General features: G+C 43.8%; 17 protein-coding genes and 1 tRNA gene. 4 read left to right on the forward strand and 14 right to left on the reverse strand.

The genetic code is table 11. From position 1 onward, the window contains the following. Positions 1-11: 11 nt before the first annotated feature. Together gap and AC6H04_RS09305 are read right to left on the reverse strand one after the other, a co-directional pair. Positions 12-1022, reverse strand: coding sequence for a type I glyceraldehyde-3-phosphate dehydrogenase (gap, locus tag AC6H04_RS09300; RefSeq protein ID WP_497571399.1), 1011 nt, complete (start codon positions 1020-1022; stop codon positions 12-14). Between the two features lie 71 nt (positions 1023-1093). Further along, positions 1094-2119, reverse strand: a complete 1026-nt coding sequence (locus AC6H04_RS09305; protein WP_497571400.1) for a sugar-binding transcriptional regulator — start codon at positions 2117-2119, stop codon at positions 1094-1096. A gap of 246 nt (positions 2120-2365) precedes the next feature. On the opposite strand from AC6H04_RS09305, the gene AC6H04_RS09310 reads away from it, so the two are divergent. Further along, positions 2366-2437 (forward strand) — tRNA-Arg (locus tag AC6H04_RS09310). A gap of 60 nt (positions 2438-2497) precedes the next feature. Here the strand turns inward: AC6H04_RS09310 and AC6H04_RS09315 are convergent. Then, positions 2498-3214, reverse strand: a complete 717-nt coding sequence (locus tag AC6H04_RS09315; RefSeq protein ID WP_497571401.1) for a sulfite exporter TauE/SafE family protein — start codon at positions 3212-3214, stop codon at positions 2498-2500. A 277-nt stretch (positions 3215-3491) separates the two neighbouring features. On the opposite strand from AC6H04_RS09315, the gene AC6H04_RS09320 reads away from it, so the two are divergent. Continuing rightward, on the forward strand, positions 3492-4085 hold the full coding sequence (locus AC6H04_RS09320; RefSeq protein ID WP_497571402.1) for an ATP-dependent Clp protease proteolytic subunit: 594 nt from the start codon (positions 3492-3494) through the stop codon (positions 4083-4085). A 50-nt stretch (positions 4086-4135) separates the two neighbouring features. Here AC6H04_RS09320 and mmuM read toward each other — a convergent pair whose 3' ends face one another. Further along, entirely contained in the window at positions 4136-5056 is a 921-nt protein-coding gene (gene mmuM / locus AC6H04_RS09325; RefSeq protein ID WP_497571403.1) for a homocysteine S-methyltransferase, read from the reverse strand. A 129-nt stretch (positions 5057-5185) separates the two neighbouring features. On the opposite strand from mmuM, the gene AC6H04_RS09330 reads away from it, so the two are divergent. Further along, a complete protein-coding gene (locus tag AC6H04_RS09330) occupies positions 5186-6562 on the forward strand; it encodes an amino acid permease (protein ID WP_497571476.1) in 1377 nt (458 codons plus the stop codon). 73 nt (positions 6563-6635) lie between these two features. Here the strand turns inward: AC6H04_RS09330 and whiA are convergent, their stop codons facing one another. The 5 genes from whiA to AC6H04_RS09355 form a co-directional block, all read right to left on the reverse strand. Continuing rightward, complete coding sequence (gene whiA, locus AC6H04_RS09335; RefSeq protein WP_497571404.1) at positions 6636-7574, reverse strand: DNA-binding protein WhiA; 939 nt, start codon at positions 7572-7574, stop codon at positions 6636-6638. 5 nt (positions 7575-7579) lie between these two features. Continuing rightward, positions 7580-8590: a gluconeogenesis factor YvcK family protein gene (locus AC6H04_RS09340; RefSeq protein ID WP_497571405.1), complete on the reverse strand. Its 1011-nt coding sequence runs from the start codon at positions 8588-8590 to the stop codon at positions 7580-7582. Between the two features lie 2 nt (positions 8591-8592). After that, a complete protein-coding gene (gene rapZ / locus AC6H04_RS09345) occupies positions 8593-9471 on the reverse strand; it encodes an RNase adapter RapZ (protein WP_497571406.1) in 879 nt (292 codons plus the stop codon). Between the two features lie 143 nt (positions 9472-9614). Further along, entirely contained in the window at positions 9615-10151 is a 537-nt protein-coding gene (locus AC6H04_RS09350) for an HdeD family acid-resistance protein (protein WP_497571407.1), read from the reverse strand. Between the two features lie 93 nt (positions 10152-10244). Beyond that, a complete protein-coding gene (locus AC6H04_RS09355; protein WP_497571408.1) occupies positions 10245-11063 on the reverse strand; it encodes a LysR family transcriptional regulator in 819 nt (272 codons plus the stop codon). A gap of 114 nt (positions 11064-11177) precedes the next feature. Between AC6H04_RS09355 and AC6H04_RS09360 the strand changes: the two genes are divergently transcribed. Continuing rightward, the gene (locus AC6H04_RS09360; RefSeq protein WP_497571409.1) at positions 11178-12182 is read left to right on the forward strand and encodes a YeiH family protein; all 1005 of its coding nucleotides are present in this window, start codon (positions 11178-11180) and stop codon (positions 12180-12182) included. A 115-nt stretch (positions 12183-12297) separates the two neighbouring features. On the opposite strand, the gene uvrA is transcribed toward AC6H04_RS09360, so the two are convergent. From uvrA to AC6H04_RS09385, 5 genes are all read right to left on the reverse strand, one after another. Beyond that, positions 12298-15162 (reverse strand): excinuclease ABC subunit UvrA, encoded by a 2865-nt coding sequence (uvrA, locus tag AC6H04_RS09365; RefSeq protein WP_497571410.1) that lies wholly within the window; start codon positions 15160-15162, stop codon positions 12298-12300. 17 nt (positions 15163-15179) lie between these two features. Next, on the reverse strand, positions 15180-17186 hold the full coding sequence (gene uvrB, locus AC6H04_RS09370) for an excinuclease ABC subunit UvrB (protein ID WP_497571411.1): 2007 nt from the start codon (positions 17184-17186) through the stop codon (positions 15180-15182). 162 nt (positions 17187-17348) lie between these two features. Beyond that, positions 17349-17882, reverse strand: a complete 534-nt coding sequence (locus AC6H04_RS09375; RefSeq protein ID WP_497571412.1) for an acetyltransferase — start codon at positions 17880-17882, stop codon at positions 17349-17351. Positions 17883-18006: 124 nt separating this feature from the next. Further along, a complete protein-coding gene (gene trxB, locus AC6H04_RS09380; protein ID WP_497571413.1) occupies positions 18007-18951 on the reverse strand; it encodes a thioredoxin-disulfide reductase in 945 nt (314 codons plus the stop codon). A 136-nt stretch (positions 18952-19087) separates the two neighbouring features. Continuing rightward, positions 19088-20101 carry an NAD(P)H-dependent glycerol-3-phosphate dehydrogenase gene (locus AC6H04_RS09385; protein WP_497571414.1) on the reverse strand — a complete coding sequence of 338 codons (1014 nt, stop codon included), beginning with the start codon at positions 20099-20101 and terminating at the stop codon, positions 19088-19090. Positions 20102-20113: the final 12 nt, after the last annotated feature.

Genomic DNA, 20113 nt, shown 5'->3' on the forward strand with positions numbered 1-20113 from the left:
CTCGTTAATGATTAAAGTGAAGCAAAGTGCAACAATGTACGAACCATGTTGCAAGTGAAGCCCCATTCGTTATCGTACCAAGCAACAGTCTTAACGATCTGAGTGTCGCCGGCAGTAGTAACTTCAGTTTGAGTTGGGTCAAATACTGAACCATGAGGGTCATCAATGATGTCAGTTGAAACGATTTCGTCATCGTTGTAACCGAAGGCATCGTTGTTAACAGTGTGCTTCTTGATTGCTTCGTTAACTTCGTCAGCTGTAACCTTCTTGTCAAGGACAGCAACTAATTCAGTTAATGAACCATCAACAACAGCAACACGTTGTGCGTGACCCTGAAGTTTACCATTCAATTCTGGGATAACAAGGCCAATAGCCTTAGCTGCACCAGTTGAGTGAGGAATGGTGTTAATGCTTGCAGTACGGTTGTTACGCATCTTCTTGCCGCGAGGGCCATCAAGAATTTGTTGAGTAGCAGTGAAGGCGTGAATGGTAGTCATAGTACCGGCCTTGATGCCAAATTCTTCGTTTAAGAAGTATGCTAATGGTGCTAAGCAGTTAGTCGTGCATGAACCAGCTGAAACAATCTTGTCGTCAGCTTGTAAAGTATCCAAGTTAACACCTGGAACAACAGTACGAACGGCACCTGCAGGAGCTGAAACTAAGACCCGCTTTGCGCCAGCGTCCAAGTGAGCTTGTGACTTTTCTTCTGAAGTGTAAAAACCAGTACATTCGAGAACAAAGTCAACCCCGTCGTTCTTAACCCAAGGAATGTTTTGTGCCTTTGGTTCTGCATATACAGGAATTTCCTTGCCATCAACAACGATACCCTTATCTGTTGCTGAAACTTCGCCTGGGAAACGACCATGTGTTGAATCATACTTTAATAGGTATGCAAGCATTGAAGGGGTAGTCAAATCATTGATTGCTGCCACTTCGATGTCGTCAGAATGAAGTTCGTGGATCCGCTTGAATGCTAAACGTCCAATACGGCCAAAACCGTTAATACCAATTTTTACAGTCATAACTGTGTTTTCCTCCTTTAGGAAGTTAAAAAAATAATTATTTTAAACAGCGACACTAATATATAGTATCACTACTTTAAAATCATGTCAGCTAATCCTTCGTCCGTAATCAAAAATGTTTTGGCCGGAGGAATTTTGAAATATGCCTCAACTGCGGCAGCCTTACTATGGCCACCAGCAACTGCAACGACCAGATCCATTCGTTCAAGATCTGAAATCGACAAGCCCAATTTGGGAACCCGGTAAACAATCTGACCATCCTGATCAAAAAAGTCACCAAACGCTTCCCCAACTGCGTGCCGCTTTGCTAGCGTTGCTGTCACTTCGTCGGACATTTGACGTCGCTTGGCCATTGCCATCGCATCACCTACACAATGAATTGCGACGTTTGCACGATCGATCAAGTCAAGTGTTTTTGCAATGGCAGGCTCATGACGTAATGATGTTGATGTTGACTCAGAGCTCAGTTCTGGCAAATACAGTGCCTGATAATGACCCTGAGTTGCTTCAGCCATTCTTGCACAAATTGTATTTGCTTGAATATTGGGTGATTCGCCCATACCGCCTCGAGCCGGCACAAAAGTTAACTGCCGGTCTTCAGCCAACGTGGATGATAACGTCTCCGCTACCGCAGCCATCGTTGTTCCACCCATGACGGCAACAATGCTTTCACCAATCGGTAATTGCTGCCTGAGCAGATCGTTAGCTGCTTTACCCATGGCCTGTTTGACATCTGGACGTTCATCTGAATCACCAGAAACAATTAAACAGTCCTGTAAGCCAAGCCGCTCCTTAAGCAACGTCTCCTTCTTACGTAGACCAGTTAAATCGGCCACCAAGGGTTGAAGATTAAGGATTGCTTTTTGACCATCGTCCGTTAACCAAGCACCGTTAGTCTGCATCGAAACCAGACCAGTATCGACTAAGCTATCCAAGTCAGTTCTCACAGTTCGTTCGGTCAAGTTCATCTTTTCAGCCAATGAACGACGACCAACCGGCTGCATTTGTCTGACTGTCAGCAACAGCGAATAACGTCTGAGCAGTTTCTGGGACATTTTAGGAACAACTGCGTTCACCCATCTCCACTCAAGGTCCATGTCTTAACCAACTCTCTACCACCTATGGGACAGGTTATGTCCCGTAGTGACGTAATGTGACCCATTCAGGCCAAAAATTAATGGGTACTTATCTTTACCCACATTTCAGATTATAGCAGGGAGCCTATCCAATTGCAAATACACGCACAACTTTTTTTAAGTCGGACTAGATTCATTCTGAGATTACCCCTTGTATTTATATGCAAATTCAGGTATAGTATTCTAGTGTTGAAATGTAACTGATATGCGCCCGTAGTGTAATGGATCGCACGTAAGATTCCGGTTCTTGAAATGGGGGTTCGATTCCCTCCGGGCGCATAAATGTAACGTCAAACAAACAGGATACCGATTTAACGGTATCCTGTTTTTGTACTCTCATTAAAATAGCAGGTAGTAAAAACCAGCCAGCCCAATAAACCGGTAAATCCATGGCTTGATCGTTGCCAGATCCCATCGAGTTGATAATCGAGACGCAATCATCGTTCCGACAGTCGCGCCTACCATGCCGACTAATATGTATGGAATAACATGAGTTCCCAGAATCCCACTGGTGACTCGAACACCAGTAATATAGAAGCCATCAATTAGAAAGAACCCTTGAATATTGGCAATATATTCAGGCACGGATTTAGAGCGAGACAAAAAATACAGTGCCATGAGCGGACCGCCAATACCAAATAAACCGTTAAAGAAACCCGAAATAATCATAAATAAAATTGCAATATACCAGGGATACTGCCGACTTCCCGCCTTTTTAGAAATCAGGAAATAAATACTTAGTGCAATCAATAATAGCCCTAACATTATACGCAAAACGTGCGTATTCAGTACCAGACCTAAATGCACTGACCAAGTTGCCACCACAGCATAAACAATAAACGCGGACAATACGCGTTTTAGTTTAAAATGATGACGATAGTGAACCACTAACGAAATTTCACTTAGTAACATAATAATCCCGCCAATACCAGCCGCCTGTGCCATTGGTAAAATTGACGGAAAAAAGATCATCATAATAATCACAGCACCAAACCCTGTTAAGCCTTGAATCAAACCAGCAAGTAACGCTGGTAAAATAACTAGCAGCCACGTCATGAACTTCCCCCCTTGTAGACAAACAAATTTACCATTAAGTATGATAATCTCTTAAACCCGTGTCAATAAGATTCATACAATTAATAGCATCATAACCAAGCACGTTATTCAGTCAATCTGTTCAAAATATGGTATCCTAAGTTTTGGTGTCGGGCTAACAATGAGACTTTCATGAACCAAGTGATTTTGTTTGACCTTTTTTGACCTTTAGGTTAAACTACAAATCAGTTAGTCAAACAGACTAATAAACTTACGATCATAAGGAGGCTGCAAAGCTATGAACTTAGTCCCAACGGTTATTGAACAATCTTCCCGCGGCGAACGTGCTTATGATATTTACTCTCGCCTATTAAAGGACAGAATCATTATGCTTTCCGGTGCAATCGAAGACGATATGGCTAACGCTATTATCGCTCAACTATTGTTCCTGGATGCGCAAGATTCAACAAAGGATATTTACCTTTACATCAACTCACCAGGTGGTGTGATCACTTCAGGTATGGCAATTTACGATACCATGAACTTTATCCAATCTGACGTGCAAACTATCGTTACTGGTATGGCAGCTTCAATGGCTAGTGTCTTGGCATCTTCTGGTACCAAAGGCAAGCGTTTCGCATTGCCACACTCACAAGTCTTGATTCACCAACCATCAGGTGGTGCACAAGGTCAACAAACTGAAATTGAAATTGCGGCCGAAGAAATTTTAAAGGCTCGTAAAATGATCAACCAGATCTTATCAGATAACTCCGGTCAACCAATTGAACGGGTTAATGCTGATACTGAACGTGACCATTACTTAACGGCTCAAGAAGCTGTTGACTACGGTTTGATTGATTCAATCATGACCAGTTCTAAAGACCGTAAATAATCGGTTTAAACCCGTAATACAAAAGACGAACTCATCCGAGTTCGTCTTTTTTAGTCTCTAGTTATTGCTGTCGCAATTTGCGAAATATCCGTCGGTGTAGTTCGACAGCAGCCACCGATTAAACTGGCACCAGCCACCTGCCATTTTGGTACCAAATCCCTAAACACGGGTGCATCGGGTACTGTCTGCCAGGTTTTAGTCACTGGATCATAGATATCGCCATTGTTAGGGTAAACAATAATCGGTTTGCTGGTTACCCCTGCCACCTGTTTAACCAGTTTTTCAATATTTGTCATTGCCGTGCAGTTGATACCAATAGCGGCCACTTGCGGATGGCTTTCAAAATACGCCACAGCTTGGCTTAATGAAGTCCCATCGCATAGCTGCCCCTTTTGATTCACGCTAAACGATACCCATGCTGACATTTCCGGAAATTCATTTTCTAACAAGTCAACTAACGCCTGAGTTTCCTCGAAGTTAGGCTGCGTCTCAAAGGCAAATAAGTCCGCACCAGCTGTTGCCAGTATCTGCATCCGTTCCCGGTGAAAATCCTGATACTGCTGCTTCGTTAATTGATATTTACCGGTATATTCGCTACCATCAGCCAAATACGCACCGTAAGGCCCAACGCTGCCAGCAATCAACAACGGACGCTTTGACTGAGATTCTTCTCGATATTCGTCCCGTGCTCGTTGTGCTAAACGGACCGACTCGGAAATTAACCGTCGACTCTCAGTAACCGATAGTCCAGCCGCTTCAAACGCGGGTAAGTTTGCTTGGTAACTATCCGTAATTGCCACGTTAGCGCCGGCTTCAAAGTAGCTTTTATGTACCGCAATAACAGCATCAGGATTATGAATCAGCGCCATCGCTGACCACAGGGCATTGTTTGTTTCAACACCCCTTTTTTCAAGTTCAGTTGCCATTGCACCATCAATAACAAGTGGTCGATCAAAGTTAATTCTACTCATTTATGATAATCCTCTCATATTTAGACTTGCGTACCCATATTTTTTAATGTTATTCTAATTCTCGTTGGTTTGCAATTATGGAGGAATGAAAATTTGGAGAAAAAAACACATACCACCCTTGAACGTAAAATGACAGCACGCCACTTATTTATGATTTCTCTAGGCGGTGTCATTGGTACAGGGCTCTTCTTAAGTTCCGGTTACACGATCCACGAAGCAGGCCCAATTGGCACGATCTTAGCTTATGGCATTGGCGCCGTCGTAGTTTACCTGGTCATGCTGTGCCTAGGAGAACTATCAGTTGCCATGCCGCAAACCGGCTCCTTTCACGTTTACGCTGACCGTTTTATTGGCCACGGAACGGGATTTACCGTTGCTATTCTTTACTGGCTCACATGGACGGTGGCGTTGGGATCCGAGTTTACTGCAGCTGGCCTCATTATGAGTAAGTGGTTCCCTCACTCACCCACATGGATCTGGAGTGCTTTGTTCATGGTCGTTATTTTTGTTTCCAACGCCATGTCGGTTAAATTCTTTGCCAACACTGAGTTTTGGTTCTCTAGTATTAAAGTGATCGCGATTATTCTCTTCATCATTTTAGGTGGACTAGCCATCTTTGGCGCCATTCATATTAAGGGTTATCAACATGCACCCTACTTTTCTAACTTGTTTAAAGATGGTCTCTTCCCCAACGGCTTTAAGGCCGTTTTTACTACCATGCTCACGGTGAACTTTGCCTTTTCTGGAACGGAACTGATCGGTGTTACAGCTGGTGAAACCAAAGACCCTGAAGTCACATTGCCAAAAGCGATTCACACCACGCTGTTCCGCCTAATCATTTTCTTTATTGGGAGTATCACCGTCATGTCTGAGCTGATTCCGTGGCAAAAAGCTGGCGTCAATCAAAGTCCTTTTGTCTTGTTTTTCAACAGCATCGGGCTACCTTTTGCGGGTGATCTCATGAATTTCGTGGTTTTAACAGCCATCTTATCGGCAGCTAATTCTGGTCTGTACGCCTCAACAAGAATGCTGTGGTCACTAGCAAATGAGGGTACGATTCCGTTGAAAGTGGCTCAAACCAACCGGCGCGGCGTTCCCATGTTAGCACTTTGTTTGAGTATGGTCGGTGGTATCCTGGCCTTGATCTCCAGCGTGGTGGCTGCTTCCACCGTCTATCTGGTTTTAGTCTCCATTTCAGGTTTAGCGGTTGTCATCGTTTGGATGGCAATTGCTATTTCCGAAATTAATTTTCGAAAACAATGGCTTAAAGACGGCCACACCATTTCAGAGCTAAAGTTCAAAACACCTTGGTATCCGGTTGTTCCATGGATTGCCTTCATCATGTGCTTGTTGTCATGTGTGCTCATCGTATTTGATCCAACACAGCGCCCAGCATTGTTCTACATGATACCGTTCTTGGTTCTCTGTTATGCGGTTTATTATGGTAAGAAAGCCTGGACCCAACATCACGTCAGCACAAAAACGAATCATGAAAATAATCGTTAACAAAAAAACAGAGTTTCAGGAAATCAGCAGATTTCTTGAAACTCTGTTTTGATATACGTTTACACTTTACACCTTACACCGCTTTTGCTGTCCTAAGACTGTCAGCGAAATCACTGATTTTACGCAACCGGTGATTGATGCCAGACTTCGAAATTGCACCACTCGGTAACATGGCACCCAGCTCTTTTAAGCTGACCTCGCGATTCGCTAAACGGATTTCAGCCACTTCCCGTAATTTGGGCGGCAGTTGGTCTAAGCCAACCGTGGATTGAATAAACTCAATGTTGGCAATTTGCTTACTAGACGCATTAGCGACCTTATCCATATTGGCATTTTCACAGTTTACAAGCCGGTTAACTGAATTTCGCATGTCACGCATAATCCGAACATCCTCGAACTTCAACATCGCACTGGAAGCCCCAATCAGCGAAAGAAAATCAGCGATTCGTTCGCCCTCTTTAAGGTAAGTAATGAACCCACCACGACGAGCAGTGGTTCGTGCGTTTAAGTCATAGTGGTTGATCATTTCCGCAATCATTTGGTTGTGATCTTCGTACACGGAGTAGATTTCCAAATGATAGCGGGAAGTTTCTGGATTATTAACCGATCCACCAGCCAAAAAAGCGCCCCGTAAATACGAGCGAACCTGACCGTCATTTTTTAACAGTTCAGGTGAAACTTTTTCGGTCAGTTGACCATCTTTAAAAATGCCGAGATCAGCAAGAACCCGTTCAGTTCCTTCATTGACCCGAACAATATAAAGATTATTTTTCTTCAATTTCATTTTACGACGAACCATCAGTTCACTTTCCACGTCGTAAAACTGCTTCAATAGCTGGTAAATGCGGCGAGAAATAGCCGGATTTTCCGTTTGAATATTGAGTACAAAATGGTGATTGGAAATTGCAATAGAGCCGTTCATCCGAATCAGCGCAATTAATTCAGCTTTGGCATTATCGCGATGAACTTCAAGTGTTGTCAGTTCTTTTTTGACTTCACTGGCATATGACATTGGCACTACCTCCCCTCAGCAAACCTCGAAGTGACCTGTCCCAGCAGGTTCATTAGTTCGTTAACCACTAGTTCGCCATTATGAAACGCACCGTTATCCCGTAATTCCAGGAAATCAGCAGAAACGACTCGACAACCCTGTTCTCGCAGGCCATGGAAGTCATGCTCAACTTGACGTGACATTTCGTTCCAGCGCTGATAATCAATGTATTCATCTGGCACTTTTTGAGTGTTAACTAAAACCGTATTGATGACATTTTGCTTTAAATGCCGATTCAAAACGCGAACGTGATCCGCATCAGTGAACTTTTCAGTTTCACCCTTTTGAGTCATAATGTTGCAAATATAAACGATTTCAGCCTGTGTTTTCCGTAAAGCATCGCCCACGTTACTAATCATCAAATTAGGCAAAATACTGGTAAATAGACTCCCTGGTCCCAACACGATTTGGTCAGCATCCATAATTGCATTGATGACTTCATCAACGGCTTGCGGTGCCACATCTTTATGGTTGCTTGACGTGACCCATACGTGTTTAATCAGCTTGTGCGCAGCTGTAATTTCCGATTCACCCGTCATAGTAGTGCCATCAGAAAATTCGGCATTAAGCTCTAACGGTTCGTTGGCAGCGGGATAAATGTGCCCGTCAACTTGCATAATGTCGCAAAGTTCTTGCACGGCATCAAAAATACCGTTTTTCATTTCCGATAGCGCCGCAATCACAAGGTTACCCAGTGCGTGGCCAGCAAAGAACTGATCTTTACTATCGAATCGATACTGGAACAACTGCAACACAAGTGGTGACAATTGAGACAGTGATACCACTACGTTTCGGATATCTCCAGGTGGTACAACGTTCACATAATTGCGAATAATACCAGATGATCCGCCATCATCAGCCACAGTCACCACGGCCGTAATATCTACATCGTGACCCTTTAGATTACGAAGGATGACCGGCAAGCCTGTGCCTCCGCCCATCACAACTATCTTGGGCCGACGTCGTTCTTCCATCATAGTTAGTTTGATTCCTTTCGCTTTAAAATATCGCGGTGAGTAATATGCACTGGATAGTTCTCACCCAGCGTATTACCCAATCGTTCAGCCAACGCAACTGACCGGTGCTGTCCACCAGTGCAGCCAATGGCCACCGTTAGGTTATTTTTTCCTTCCCGTTTATACCCGGGCATAATTGATTCCAGTAAACCCAAGAACTGTTTATAAAACGACTCAGTCTCAGGTTGTTTCATGACATAATCGTAGACAGGCTGATCCAGTCCAGTTAATTGTTTCAATTCTGGCCGGTAGTATGGATTAGGCAAGAACCGGACATCCATCACAATATCCGCATCAATTGGTAGGCCATACTTAAAGCCAAAGGACATCAATTCAATGTGGAATTTCTCAATATCACCGGCTTCAAAATTATGGAAAATTTCTTCACGCAACTGACGTGGTGATAATTCTGACGTATTGATGACGAGTTGTGCGGCCTGTTTAAGTGGTGCCAAGAGCTTTCGTTCAGCCTTAATCCCCTCGATCACCCGGCCATTACGTGCCAACGGGTGTGAACGTCGTGTTTCCTTGTAACGTGAAACCAGTGTCTCATCATCTGCGTCCAAAAAAACGATTTGAGTCGTATCTGATCGGTTTAAATCCGAAATATCCGTAGTCATTTGTACGATTTCATCGTAAAACGCTTTGGCACGTAAATCGATGACAACGGCGACCTTTTTGATTTTGCCAGTTTCTCTAACTAGCTCCCAGAACTTACTCATTAACGACGGTGGCATGTTATCGATACAAAAATATCCAAGGTCTTCAAAGGCCTGCATACCAACCGTTTTACCAGCACCGCTCATGCCAGAAATAATGACTAATTGCACATCATTGTTCATAGTTCTATCTCCAATCAAATCAATCATTTAAACATTCTAACACACCAGGCGTGTCATTACTAATTTCAACCGGGTGTTTTGACAAAAAAGCTGCCAATTCTCTACTGGTGAACTGGCAGCCCCTAAAATGTCTATTTTTAGTTTTACCTTCTTGCAAAAGCCAACATAATGGCATTAATACCAAAAACAATGAGGTAAAAGCCAATCAGCCAAGTAACTGACATTATGGCAATCACCGGGTTAATCAGCAATAAAATACCCAGAATCAGTGACAAAACGTCCAGAATCATGGACCCAACAAAATAGCCAGTCCCAAAGTCACGTAAATGCGACACAACAATCAGCCGTTCAACGGAATCAATGATGAACCAGAAAGCGACCATATAACCCAAAACAACGATACCGCTACTGGGTTTAATAATAAAGAACAGCCCAATCAGTAAATCAATAATGGCTAAAATGAAAGCCCCGACTGCCCAATTGCCAACAAAATCGCGCAGTTTACTGACACCCGACAATGCGGTGAGTCCACTGAGAATTGCTAGAAAGCCAAAGATGACAGACATGGCTATCAAACTGACATGAGGCATCCCAATCACTACATAAGCAGCTATCAAACTTAAAACACCCGTAATTAACTCATGCCAATCAAATCCCCACTGAGGCTGCATACTGAACATATTGCTCACTCCAATCCATAGACACTGGTTAATAATATAAATCCATCATAGCGATTGTGAGCATTGAGGGCAACCCACAACAAATAATCAGGCCTATCGCAGCATTGCCTTACCGAGAACATTTCTCAGGTCCGCCAACTGTACGTTAGGCTGACGATCTAGTCCAATGAGATAGAAATGGCGGTGATACTGCTGTCCCAGTGACTGGCGAGCTACCGTAGAAGGTAGAATTCCCTCTGACATCAGTGTTTTACCGATGCCCCGCGTTAATAACCCAATAATACTCTGATTACTGTCAACAACCAGCGTCTGTTGCGGTACGATTCCCTGTTCGTGCAAATAGGCCTCCGTATAGTGGCGCACCCCAGATCCCGGTTCTCGCAACAGCCAAAGTTTTTCATCCGAACGCCCCGCTAGTACAAGCTGATCGCCAGGCACCTCAGTCTGCTGAACATAGTCGGCAACGATTGGTTTTTCAATAATGCCATAGGCAACTTTACGATCAACAACTGCCTTTAGGATACTCTCTGAATTCATAGTTTGGATTTCAAATTGAAACCGTGGGTCAGCTAACAGTGATTCAATTACCCGAGGCATTAATTCCACTGAGGTTGTTTGCGAAAAACCTAACACAACCTTTATCTTTGACTGCTCCGTTGTTTGTTTAAGCTGCTCATATCCCTGTTTCCAAGTACGTTGCAACTGTTCAGCCGTCGCATACAGATTCACTGCAGCTGGCATTGGCTGTACCTGTCGATGACCACTGCGGTCAAACAGACTTAGACCGAGTTGCTTTTCTAACTGATTAATTTGTACAGAAACACTCGGTTGAGAAATGAATAACTGCTTTGCGGCTAACGAAAAGTTACGCGTTTCATATACGGCCATAAAAGTCATTAAAAGTTTATCCACAGTCTGCCTCCAACTATTAAAATTATTAATAGAATCTATTACAATTCGATATTTTATTAATGATACCAATTTCTGTATACTTCAACAAGTATAAAGAGAGAGGAGACAACATCTATGAAACCTGAACGTGCGGTCCTGCCTGGGCTGGGTCTTAGTTTTGTGATTGCTATTATTAGTCAATTGATCAACTCATTTTTGCTTAAAGGAATCGGGGCGCCAACAGTGGCCCTTTTGATCGGCATTCTGCTAGGCAATACCATTATTCGCCAACCTGTTTGGCAAAGTGGAACGGCTTGGTCAGAAAAGCGGCTGTTAGAATATTCGGTGCTCCTGTTAGGTGCTACTATCACCTTTCAAACCATCCGTGAATTACACTTAACCGGTGTCGCTTATATTTTGCTTCAAATGACCATCACAATTTGCGGTGCACTTCTGCTCGGTAAGTTACTGCACTTTTCCGAAGGGATGACATTACTCATGGCGGGTGGCAACGCGGTCTGCGGCTCGTCAGCAATCGCAGCCATTACGCCAGCCATTGAAGCGAAGGATGAGGAAAAACGTCTGGCTGTTACACTGGTCAACCTCATGGGAACGATTTTGATGCTCACTTTACCAGTTATCAGCTTACTGGCTTTTCACCACGACAACTTTTTACGTGGCGCCTTGATTGGGGGGACTGTTCAATCCGTTGGGCAAGTTATTGCCAGTGCAACCATGGTCAACGAACCAACCACGACTTACGCCACGCTCTTTAAAATTTTACGTATCATTATGTTAGTAGCCGTGGTTGTGATTTTTAGCCGTATCCATCAGCATAACCAGTCCGCCCAGGGAGTTGAATCCACCGTCCAAAACAGCTGGCGACGGGCCTTACCCTGGTACGTGGTTGGTTTTGTAGTATTATGTGCACTTAACTCTTGGCTCCATTTTAATCCGGCAGTTTCAGGATTGGCCCATGGCCTTTCTGGCTGGTGTGAAGTGACCGCACTGGCTGCCATTGGTCTTCGTTTAAACTTTGCTGCTTTCGTTAAAGCCGGTAAAAAACTTGCCCTTTATGGTGGCGGCCTGCTAGTCATTCAAGTCGCCAGTGCACTGATCTTGATTACAGTTCTGCTTTAGTCGATTGGGGCTGAAATCAACGAATGATACAAAACAAAATAAGCGATATCCTGATTTTACTCGGGACATCGCTTATTTTAGTGTTTACACCGAAATCATGACTCAAACAGCCTGATTAATTTTTACCGGCTTTAACGGTCTGCGCTTCCGCCATCCGTTTTTTGTCTCGTTGGAGAATGGGACCCAGGTACCGCCCAGTGTAACTTGCTTTCACCTGAGCTATTTCTTCTGGTGTTCCAGTAGCAACCACTTGGCCACCACCTTCGCCACCTTCAGGTCCTAGATCGATCAAATAATCGGCAGTCTTAATCACGTCCAAGTTATGTTCAATGATCAATACTGTATTGCCGTTATCAACTAATCGGTGCAACACGTCTAACAGACGCTTAATATCATCAGTGTGTAAACCGGTAGTCGGTTCGTCAAGAATGTAGAAGTTTTTGCCATCTGCCTTCTTTTGTAACTCAGCCGCAAGCTTCATCCGTTGAGCTTCCCCACCTGATAAAGTAGTCGCTGACTGTCCCAATGTGACATACCCTAAACCAACGTCATGAATCGTTTGCAATTTACGGGTGATCTTAGGAATCGCGCTGAAGAAGTCCAATGCTTGGTCAACAGTCATGTTCAGTACATCGGCAATGTTCTTACCCTTATACTCAACTTCGAGGGTTTCTGAGTTATATCGGCTGCCATGACAAACTTCACAAGGCACGTAGACGTCTGGTAGAAAATTCATCTCAATCTTTAAAATACCGTCACCATGACATGCTTCGCAGCGACCGCCTTTGATGTTAAAACTAAAACGGCCCTTTTGATAGCCACGTAACTTAGCTTCAGTGGTTTGCGCAAACAAACCCCGAATATCATCGAACACACCTGTATAAGTTGCTGGGTTACTTCGCGGTGTCCGTCCGATTGGGCTTTGATCAATGTTGATGATTTTTTCAATATTTTTAATCCCGCTAACCGACTTGTATTTCCCAGGCTTTTCCGAGTTATGATTAATCTTCTGGGCTAAAACCCGCTTTAAAATCGTGTTAACTAAGGTCGATTTACCAGAACCAGAAACACCGGTAACTACTACAAATTCACCTAAAGGAAAATCAACGGTAATATCCTTAAGATTATTTTCGGCCGCGCCAGTAATCCGGATTTTTTTACCGTTACCCTTGCTGCGCTCAGTTGGCACTGGGACGAATTTTTTGCCGGACAGATACTGTCCAGTCAAAGATTTCTTAACTCGAGTGACTTGTTTGGGCGTTCCAGCAGCCATGACCTTACCACCATTCGCGCCAGCTCCGGGACCAATATCGATTAGATAGTCGGCTGCTAACATGGTATCTTCATCATGCTCCACAACAATCAATGTATTGCCTAAGTCACGCATCTTCTTTAAAGAAGCAATCAGGCGATCATTGTCGCGCTGATGCAACCCAATGGAAGGCTCATCCAAGATGTATAAAACACCCGACAAATTCGAACCAATTTGCGTTGCTAACCGAATTCGCTGAGCTTCCCCACCAGATAGCGTTCGGGCAGAACGGCTCAGCGTCAAATAGTCTAAACCAACGTTTTCCAGGAAGGTTAACCGATCCCGAATTTCCTTTAAAATTGGCTTAGCAACCGTTTCGTTCTGTTCACTGAAGTGCAGTTCTTCGAAGAATGGTAATTCTTTACTGATTGCCAAATCAGAAACTTCACCAATATGATGACCAGCAATCTTAACGGCTAGCGCCTTGCGATTCAACCGGTAACCATGACAGGTCTGACAAGTTAATTCACGGAAATATTGCTGCATCTGACCTTGGGTGAAATCTGAGCCATTATGATAGCGCCGTTCCACATTATTAATGACACCTTCAAACGGTGTGTCGGTTTCACGAACACCACCAAAATCACTGTCCAAAACAAAGTGGTAGTTCTTTCCCTTTGACCCGTAAAGGACAAATTGCTGGTCTTTATCCGTTAACTTTTCCCAAGGTGTATCCATATCGATACCAGCCTGTTCACAAGCTTGGCGCAACATTTCTGGATAATATTTAGAGCTAGAATCCCAAGGGGCAACCGCACCCTCACGCAATGTTTTTGTCGCATCGGGAACGATCAAATCTGGATCTACTTCTAGTTTCATTCCCAGACCGTCACAGTCAGGACAAGCACCAAACGGCGCATTGAATGAGAATAACCGTGGTTCAAGTTCACCAACAGTGAAACCACAAACTGGGCAAGCATAGTGTTCAGAAAACATGATGGGTTCGCCATCGATCAAGTCGGCAACTGCATATCCACCACTCAACCGCAGTGCTGCTTCGAAGGAATCGAATAAACGTGAACGAATCCCGTCTTTGACGACAATTCGGTCAACAACAATATCAATGGAATGCATTTGATTTTTATTTAAATCAAGCTCTTCATCAACATCGTGAACTTCACCGTCAATTCGAACACGCACAAAACCTTCACGCTTGATTTTCTCAAAAATCTTTTTATGCTGACCTTTTTTCTCCCGCACAATCGGCGACAAAATTTGTAGTTTGGTTCGTTCAGGTAGTGCAAGTACGCGATCAACCATCTGTTCAACGGATTGACTGGAAATTTCAGTCCCATCATTAGGACAAATTGGCGTGCCAACTCGAGCCCATAATAACCTCAAATAATCGTTGATTTCAGTGACGGTTCCTACCGTTGAACGGGGGTTTTTCGAAGTTGTCTTTTGATCGATTGAAATGGCTGGTGAAAGACCATCAATAGAATCGACATCCGGCTTATCCATTTGACCTAAAAATTGACGGGCATAAGCGGATAGGCTTTGAACATAGCGTCGCTGTCCTTCAGCGTATAACGTATCAAAGGCCAACGAACTTTTCCCAGAGCCTGATAGTCCGGTTACAACCACCAGTTTATTTTTAGGAATTTTAACGTTAATGTTTTTTAAGTTATGGGCTCTTGCCCCATGAATATCAATATAATCGTTTGCCAAAAACCATGTCCCCCTTATTACCCATCTAGTTCAGTCTTTAATTCTAAGATGGTATCACGTAGCGTTGCAGCGTGTTCGAAATCCAGTTTCTTCGCTGCGCTGCGCATTTCATCTTCTAAGCGTTTGATCATGTCTTGCTGTTCTTCAGACGTCATTGATTCAAAGTCAGTTTCAACAAAGTCATCTTTCTTACCAGCGTTTTCATCCGGTTTGGTAACACTGATCAAATCACGAATATCCTTTTTAATTGTTTTAGGTGTGATGCCATGCTTTTTATTATAGGCAATTTGGACTTCACGCCGTCGAGCCGTTTCATCCATCGCCCGTTTCATAGAATCCGTCACGGTATCGGCATACATGATAACCGCACCATGTTCGTTACGAGCGGCTCGACCCATAGTTTGAATCAGTGACCGTTCGTTACGCAAGAAGCCTTCCTTATCAGCATCTAGAATGGCCACCAGTGAAACTTCAGGCACGTCAATCCCTTCACGTAGCAGATTAATTCCAACCAGCACATCGTACTTACCAAGTCGCAAGTCGCGAATGATCTGAGTCCGTTCCAGTGTCTTAATATCACTATGCAAATAAGCAACCTTAATTCCTAGGTCTTTTAGATAGTCGCTCAAATCTTCTGCCATCTTTTTAGTTAAAGTGGTAACAAAGACCCGTTCGTTGGCATCGATTCGCTTATTGATTTCACCAACTAAATCATCCATTTGCCCCATGATTGGTCGAACTTCCACCGTTGGATCCAATAGCCCAGTTGGTCGAATAATTTGCTGAATAACGGTATTCGTCTGGTCCAATTCGTAATCACCGGGGGTAGCAGACATATAAACCACTTGGTTAATGTGCTTTTCGAATTCGTCAAGTTTCAACGGCCGATTATCCAGTGCACTGGGCAGTCGGAAACCGTAATCGATCAACTGCTGCTTCCGGGAGCGGTCACCGTTATACATGCCGCGAACTTGTGGCATGGTAACGTGAGATTCGTCTACAACCAGCAAAAAATCTTTAGGGAAGAAATCCAGCAAGGTATACGGCGGTTCGCCAGGTTTACGGCCATCCATAAAGCGTGAATAATTCTCGATACCGTTGGTGTAACCCATTTCCCGTAACATTTCAATATCGTAGGTGGTTCGCTGCTTAAGCCGTTGCGCTTCTAGCAACTTACCTTCTTTTTCAAAGTATGCCAAGCGGTCTTTCAATTCGGCTTCAATTCCCGTAATCGCACGATCCATAATATCATCATTCGTCATAAAATGAGTTGCAGGGAAAATGGCCACATGATCACGATCACCAATAATCTCACCAGTTAAAGCGTCAACCTCTCGAATACGATCGATTTCATCACCAAAAAACTCCACTCGCAATGCACGTTCATCATGAGATGCAGGAAAGATTTCAAGTACGTCCCCGTGTACTCTGAAACGGCCACGTTGAAAATCGATGTCGTTACGTTCGAACTGAATATCAACCAGTTTCCGCATTAAATCGTTACGCTCGATTTGTTGACCCACTCTTAGCGAAACGGTGTGGTTTTTATATTCGGTGGGATCCCCTAAACCAAAAATGGAAGACACAGACGCCACCACGATGACATCGTTGCGTTCAAGTAATGAACTGGTTGCAGAATGACGTAACTTATCAATCTCATCATTAATCGACGAATCCTTTTCAATGTACGTATCACTTGATGGCACGTAGGCTTCTGGTTGGTAATAATCGTAATAACTCACAAAATACTCCACAGCATTATTGGGGAAAAATTCTTTAAACTCACCATAGAGCTGACCAGCCAACGTTTTGTTATGAGAAAGGATCAGTGTTGGCTTATTCACATTTTTGATGACGTTGGAAATGGTAAATGTTTTCCCTGTTCCCGTCGCACCCAACAGCACTTGGGCCCTTTTGCCCTGTTCAATACCCGCTGTCAATTCTTTGATTGCTTCGGGTTGATCTCCTGTGGGCTGATACTTTGAAACTAGGTCAAACTGACGATCTCCCTGCCGTTCAATCATAAATGGATTACCCCCTTAATTTCAGTACACGTTAAAAGCAGGAAAGCAGCTGCCTTCCCACATATGTTTGTCTATTTTAACATAGCGAACGTATTTTCGCCACCGAAAGCATCAACATCAAATAAGGCTCATGTAAAGCCTAATTTAACGGGATTTCACTAGTTATTCATTCGCTAACGTTTTTTGATAAATTAGGGCATCCATAAAGACCTGTCCAACCTGTGTGCGCGTTTCACTCACCGTTTCAAATTGCGCATTTTCGTAAAATTTACGATTTTCTTGATCTGCTTTCAAAACAAGCAACTGAACCTGCACTGCTGTTAACTGCTTCAACACACTCAGAATTTGATTAAGAATCTCGGTACGCTCACCAGTTGATACCCGACTCTCATCAACAAAGTATTGACCAAGCCAGACCAGCTGAGGTAACGGATAGTCAATCGTCAAATCCAGGGTTGCCACTAGCTGGTCACCACTAAATAAGCCTAAATAATGCTTTTGGCTGGCCGCTGCCTCGCCCGCAACTTCATCTAAATCAGAAACTGCCTCACGTTTAGTTAATCGATGATCCAGAAATAAATCAAAGAATTTTTGGTGCTGTTTTTGCAACTGATAGATTTGATCGTCATCGTCATGAGTCAGCTCACGAACATCATAAGCCAGCTGGTTGGATAATTGTTTAGCAAGAGTTTGCATATTTGGTATCCCCTTTTTAATTAACAGTTCTACTTCATTATATAGTAACTCATCAGATTTACGACTTTATTCAACTAAAAAAGGGAATGGCCAATGACCATTCCCTTAAAATCCAATTTATCAATTATTTAACAACGGCACCATTGTCAGCCAATGCTTCAATGTATTTAAACACCTGTTGGCCAGCCATACCGCCATCACCAACAGCAGTCGTAATTTGACGCAAGTCTTTAACCCGAACATCACCAATGGCGAAGATTCCGGGAACCTTGGTCTCCATGTGGTCATTCGTTTCAATCCAACCCATCGAGTCAGTAATACCAAGATCAGTAAACTGCTCAGTCTTAGGTAAAATACCAACGTAAATGAACACGCCGCTAGCATCAATAGTGGTTTCTTCACCAGTCTGATTATTCAAAACTTTAACGCCAGTAACCTTTTGGTCGTCTCCAAGGATTTCCTCAACATTACTGTTCCAGACAAAGTTCATCTTATCATTTGCAAACGCTCGATCTTGGAGAATCTTTTGCGCACGTAACTGATCACGGCGATGAATAACGGTTACCTTAGAAGCTAATTGTGTTAAGTAGAGTCCCTCTTCAACGGCAGAATCACCACCGCCAACCACGATCACTTCACGACCTTTAAAGAAGGCACCATCACAAACCGCGCAGTATGAAACCCCACGCCCGCCGTAGGTATCTTCACCAGCCACACCTAATTTACGGTATTCTGAGCCGGTTGCAATAATCACTGCTTTAGTCTCATAGGTATCCGTGTCGGTAGTCACCACTTTGGTAGCACCATGATCTTCAACGGATTCTACGCTGCCATATGCGTACTCGGCACCAAACTGAGTGGCACCCTTGTACATATCCTCGGCCAAATCTGGTCCCATGACCGATGAAAAGCCAGGATAGTTTTCAATTGCCGCAGTGTTGTTCATCTGACCGCCATAAATACCGCGATCTAACATGAGGACTGATAAGTTGGCACGGGATGCATAAAGCGCAGCGGTCATCCCGCCAGGCCCTGCACCAATTACAATTACATCATACTGTTTAGCCATACTACTTCCCCTTTCAAGCGCAACAAGTGCGACACTGAGTGTTTATTTAAATACTTGTAGTTTCAAAGACGAAACCTAGTCTACTATCTTTTTGTAAGTTTGTCGAGAAATAAGATTGCGCACAAGCAACCTGTTGTTAAAATTCTGAACGACCCTCACGCATCATTAAGTCTGAAATTGCTTTGCGAATGTCTTTACCCTCGTATAGAACTTGGTAGATTGCTTCGGTAATTGGCATTTCAACGCCGCGCTGTTTGGATAATTCGTAAGCAGCTTTAGTCGTTGCAACCCCTTCGATCACCATTCCCATAGTATCGATCACTTCTTCCAGCGTTTGACCCTTCCCTAACTCGTCACCTGCACGATAATTCCGGGAATTTTGACTCGTTCCAGTGACGATAATATCGCCGACACCGGCTAATCCAGTGAAAGTCTGCGGGTTAGCGCCAAATGAAGCACCAAGCCGTGAAATTTCAGCGAGGCCACGAGTCATCAACGCAGCTTTAGCGTTGTCACCATAGCCAAGACCGTTTAAGGCACCAGTACCCAAAGCAATGATATTTTTCAAGGCCGCAGCAATTTCTACACCAATCACATCACTGTTGGTGTACACCCGGAAATAGCGATTCATAAATAATTTCTGAGTATGCTTTGCAGCATCCAAATCCGTGCTAGCTGCCGTAACTAGGGTAATATCTCGCTTGGCAACGTCTTCCGCATGGCTTGGACCCGACAGCACCGTGATGGCTGCCCGAAGATCAGCTGGTATTTCCTCAGCTAAAATTTCTGAAACCCGCTTATAAGTGCCTTGTTCAATCCCTTTGCTGGCGTGGATAATTTGTGGCTTTGTGTGCAACTCTTCAAGCACCGCTTTAGTCTTACCGGCAACTGAGCGCACGGCCTTAGTAGGAACAACGAACAGTACGGTGGTCGCACCTTCCAATGCCTGCTTCAAATCTGAGTAGGCTTTAAGGGTTTCAGAAAACGTAAAATCTTTTATATAATGCGTGTTAGTGTGTTTTTCGTTGAGTTCTTTAACCTGATCGGGATTATATGACCAAAGTGAAACTTCACTGCCATTTTCATCCAATAGGTTTGCCAAAATACTTCCCCAAGAACCTGCGCCTAACACTGCAATTTTTTCAGACATAGTAATTTCTCC

Source organism: Secundilactobacillus sp. MJ173, from assembly GCF_059704265.1.

Bases quoted from the DNA above. Each gene is read 5' to 3' on its own strand.
- gap (WP_497571399.1), bottom strand. From the start codon at position 1,022: ATGACTGTAAAAATTGGTATTAACGGTTTTGGCCGTATTGGACGTTTA.
- AC6H04_RS09305 (WP_497571400.1), bottom strand. From the start codon at position 2,119: ATGGACCTTGAGTGGAGATGGGTGAACGCAGTTGTTCCTAAAATGTCC.
- AC6H04_RS09315 (WP_497571401.1), bottom strand. From the start codon at position 3,214: ATGACGTGGCTGCTAGTTATTTTACCAGCGTTACTTGCTGGTTTGATT.
- AC6H04_RS09320 (WP_497571402.1), top strand. From the start codon at position 3,492: ATGAACTTAGTCCCAACGGTTATTGAACAATCTTCCCGCGGCGAACGT.
- mmuM (WP_497571403.1), bottom strand. From the start codon at position 5,056: ATGAGTAGAATTAACTTTGATCGACCACTTGTTATTGATGGTGCAATG.
- AC6H04_RS09330 (WP_497571476.1), top strand. From the start codon at position 5,186: ATGACAGCACGCCACTTATTTATGATTTCTCTAGGCGGTGTCATTGGT.
- whiA (WP_497571404.1), bottom strand. From the start codon at position 7,574: ATGTCATATGCCAGTGAAGTCAAAAAAGAACTGACAACACTTGAAGTT.
- AC6H04_RS09340 (WP_497571405.1), bottom strand. From the start codon at position 8,590: ATGATGGAAGAACGACGTCGGCCCAAGATAGTTGTGATGGGCGGAGGC.
- rapZ (WP_497571406.1), bottom strand. From the start codon at position 9,471: ATGAACAATGATGTGCAATTAGTCATTATTTCTGGCATGAGCGGTGCT.
- AC6H04_RS09350 (WP_497571407.1), bottom strand. From the start codon at position 10,151: ATGTTCAGTATGCAGCCTCAGTGGGGATTTGATTGGCATGAGTTAATT.
- AC6H04_RS09360 (WP_497571409.1), top strand. From the start codon at position 11,178: ATGAAACCTGAACGTGCGGTCCTGCCTGGGCTGGGTCTTAGTTTTGTG.
- uvrB (WP_497571411.1), bottom strand. From the start codon at position 17,186: ATGATTGAACGGCAGGGAGATCGTCAGTTTGACCTAGTTTCAAAGTAT.
- AC6H04_RS09375 (WP_497571412.1), bottom strand. From the start codon at position 17,882: ATGCAAACTCTTGCTAAACAATTATCCAACCAGCTGGCTTATGATGTT.
- trxB (WP_497571413.1), bottom strand. From the start codon at position 18,951: ATGGCTAAACAGTATGATGTAATTGTAATTGGTGCAGGGCCTGGCGGG.
- AC6H04_RS09385 (WP_497571414.1), bottom strand. From the start codon at position 20,101: ATGTCTGAAAAAATTGCAGTGTTAGGCGCAGGTTCTTGGGGAAGTATT.